Raw genomic sequence first — 2,680 nt, 5'->3', positions numbered from 1 at the left:
TCGCCGCGATGGCGGCCGCTGCCGTCCGGACCGGCGTTTCCTTCGTCGGCGTCGTCGGCGAGGAAATCGACTCGAAAGGGTCACGCTACCTGGTCGACGACCGAGACGAGCCACCGGCGGCCGTCGTTAACGGCGAACCCTCCGGAGCCGACGGGATCACGCTGGGCTATCGCGGACTGATCGCCGGCACGTACGTCGCGACCAGCGAGTCCGGCCACACCTCCCGGCCGGACCCGAACGCGATCCAGCACGCCGTCCGCTGGTGGTCGGCCGTCGAGGACCGGTTCGAAGGCGACGAGTACGAACCGGTCTTCGAGCAGGTAACGACCAAGCCGGTCGACATCGAAGGCGGCGTCAGCGACGACGGTCTCTCCGTCGAGGCGACGATGGACGTCCAGTTGCGCGTGCCGCCGGCGCTCGACGTGGGGACCGTCCGCGAAGCCGCGGAAGCCGAACTCGAGGTCGGGACCGTGACCTGGAAGGACAAGGTCCCGCCGGTGATGATGAGCCCGCGGACGGCGGTCGCACGGGCGTTTCGCGCCGCCATCCGCAAGGAAGGCGCCGATCCTCGCCTGGTGCGAAAGACCGGAACGAGCGACATGAATATCTACGCCGGAGCCTGGGACTGTCCGATGGTCACCTACGGACCGGGCAACTCGGACCTCGATCACGCGCCCGACGAACGGCTTCCATTATCGGAGTTCGACCGGTCAGTGTCGATCCTCGAGCGCGTCGCGCGGACGCTCAGTGACAACTGAATACACGTATTCCAGACGAACGATTACAATGACGATAGATACCGACGACACACAGCCGAGACATTTCCTCGACGTCGACGATCTCTCCGAGGAGGAACTGTTCGCAGTTCTCGACAGAGCCGACGAGTACAAACGCGCCGTCGAGACCGGCGAGGAGCACGCTGACCTGTCCGGACAGACCCTGGGGATGCTCTTCCAGAAGGCGAGTACCCGTACCCGGGTCTCCTTCGAGACGGGGATGACGCAGCTCGGCGGACACGCGATCTTCCTCGGGGAGGACGACATCCAGCTCGGCCGGGGCGAACCGCTGAAAGACACGTCGCGAGCGCTCTCGCGGTACGTCGACGCGGTGATGGCCCGCGTCTTCAAACACGAGAACGTCGAGGTGCTCGCGGAGTACTCCTCGGTGCCGATCGTCAACGGCCTCACCGACGACGCCCACCCCTGCCAGACGCTCGCGGACCTGCTGACGATCCGCGAACACGAGGACGGCTTCGAGGACGTCTCGGCGGCCTGGATCGGCGACGGCAACAACGTCGCGCAGTCCTTCGCGCTCGGCTGTGCGCTGACGGACGTCGATCTGACGATCGCGACGCCCGAGGGCTACGAGGTCGACGACCCCGTCCTCGAGCGGGCCCGCGAACTCGGCGGCGATCCGACGATTACGACTGATCCCGTCGAGGCGGTCACCGACGCCGATATCATCTATACGGACGTCTGGATCTCGATGGGCCAGGAGGACGAACGCGACGTCCGGATGAACGACTTCGAGGGCTTCCAGGTCAACGCCGACCTGCTCGAGCACGCCCCCGACGCCTCGGTCATGCACTGTCTCCCGGCCCACCGCGGCGAGGAGGTCACCGACGACGTCATCGAGGGCGACCGCTCGATCGTCTTCGATCAGGCGGAAAATCGGCTGCACGCCCAGAAGGCGCTGTTGAGCTGGCTGCTCGAGTAGTCGGGCGATCACGAACGGAGTGAGTGATCGGTTTTTGGTCCAGGTTTTTCATGCGTGGTGAGTGGCGCTTCGGGGGCTCCCGCGGCCGCGAACACTTGCCACGCTGGTTCGGCGGCGTACTGAACCGTCGGAGAAATCGCTCGTTTCCGCGAGCAATCCGATATTGGTCAGCGCTGCTGTGTGTTAATAATTCTGAACTATCTAGTACATTTATATCTGTGCCGACCGAGAAGTGACGCGACCCATGTCGTTCAGACTGATACTCGCGGCGCTCCTCATGGTGTTAGGGCCGGCGGCCCTGATCGCGTTGATTCTGCTGTGACGGTGGGGAAAGGGGGTATCGACCACAGATCACGGGGACTGCAGTGATCCGGTTCGCAGTTCGGGGAATCGACTGACTCGACTATCGTCGTCACCTCACCGAAACGGGGTCAGCGACGCGGCCCAGCGGGTCGCCCACCGGCGAATCCACTCACTTTTTCCCCCTCGCCACCCTCTCGACCGACAATGAGTCTCAGTCTCTCGGCCGATCAACCGGAACGACCTGCGGACGCCGACGAGGGCGTCTGGCTCGAGTGCATCGAGTGCGGCGACACCTTCGCTCCCTTCGACGACGTCCGATACACGTGCGACGAGTGTGACGGGCTGCTCGAGGTCCGCTACGCCGACCTGCCAACCTTCGACGACTTCGAGGGCGAGGGCGTCTGGCGCTACGCCGACGCGCTGCCGTTCGAATCGGGCGTCTCGATTCAGGAAGGGGCGACGCCGCTGTACGAGGTCCCTCGTCTCGAGGACGATATCGGCGTCGAGACCCTGCGGATCAAGCACGAGGGGATGAACCCGACCGGCTCGTTCAAGGACCGCGGGATGACCGTCGGCGTGCGGGTCGCCGAAGAACTCGGCGTCGGCCGACTGGCCTGTGCCTCGACGGGCAACACCAGCGCCGCGCTGGCCGCCTACGGCT

General features: G+C 65.1%; 3 protein-coding genes. All 3 read left to right on the top strand.

Annotated elements, in window-relative coordinates; all coding sequences use genetic code 11:
* Positions 1 to 758 (top strand): M20/M25/M40 family metallo-hydrolase (locus PGX04_RS23120; RefSeq protein ID WP_273740663.1); only part of this gene is annotated, 758 nt, incomplete at its 5' end.
* 28 nt (positions 759 to 786) lie between these two features.
* Entirely contained in the window at positions 787 to 1,716 is a 930-nt protein-coding gene (gene argF, locus PGX04_RS23115; RefSeq protein ID WP_273740662.1) for an ornithine carbamoyltransferase, read from the top strand.
* Between the two features lie 507 nt (positions 1,717 to 2,223).
* A partial coding sequence (locus PGX04_RS23110; protein ID WP_273740661.1) for a threonine synthase occupies positions 2,224 to 2,680 on the top strand: 457 nt, incomplete at its 3' end.

The organism is Natrinema soli, assembly GCF_028618695.1.
This window is presented reverse-complemented; position numbering and strand designations above follow the sequence as displayed.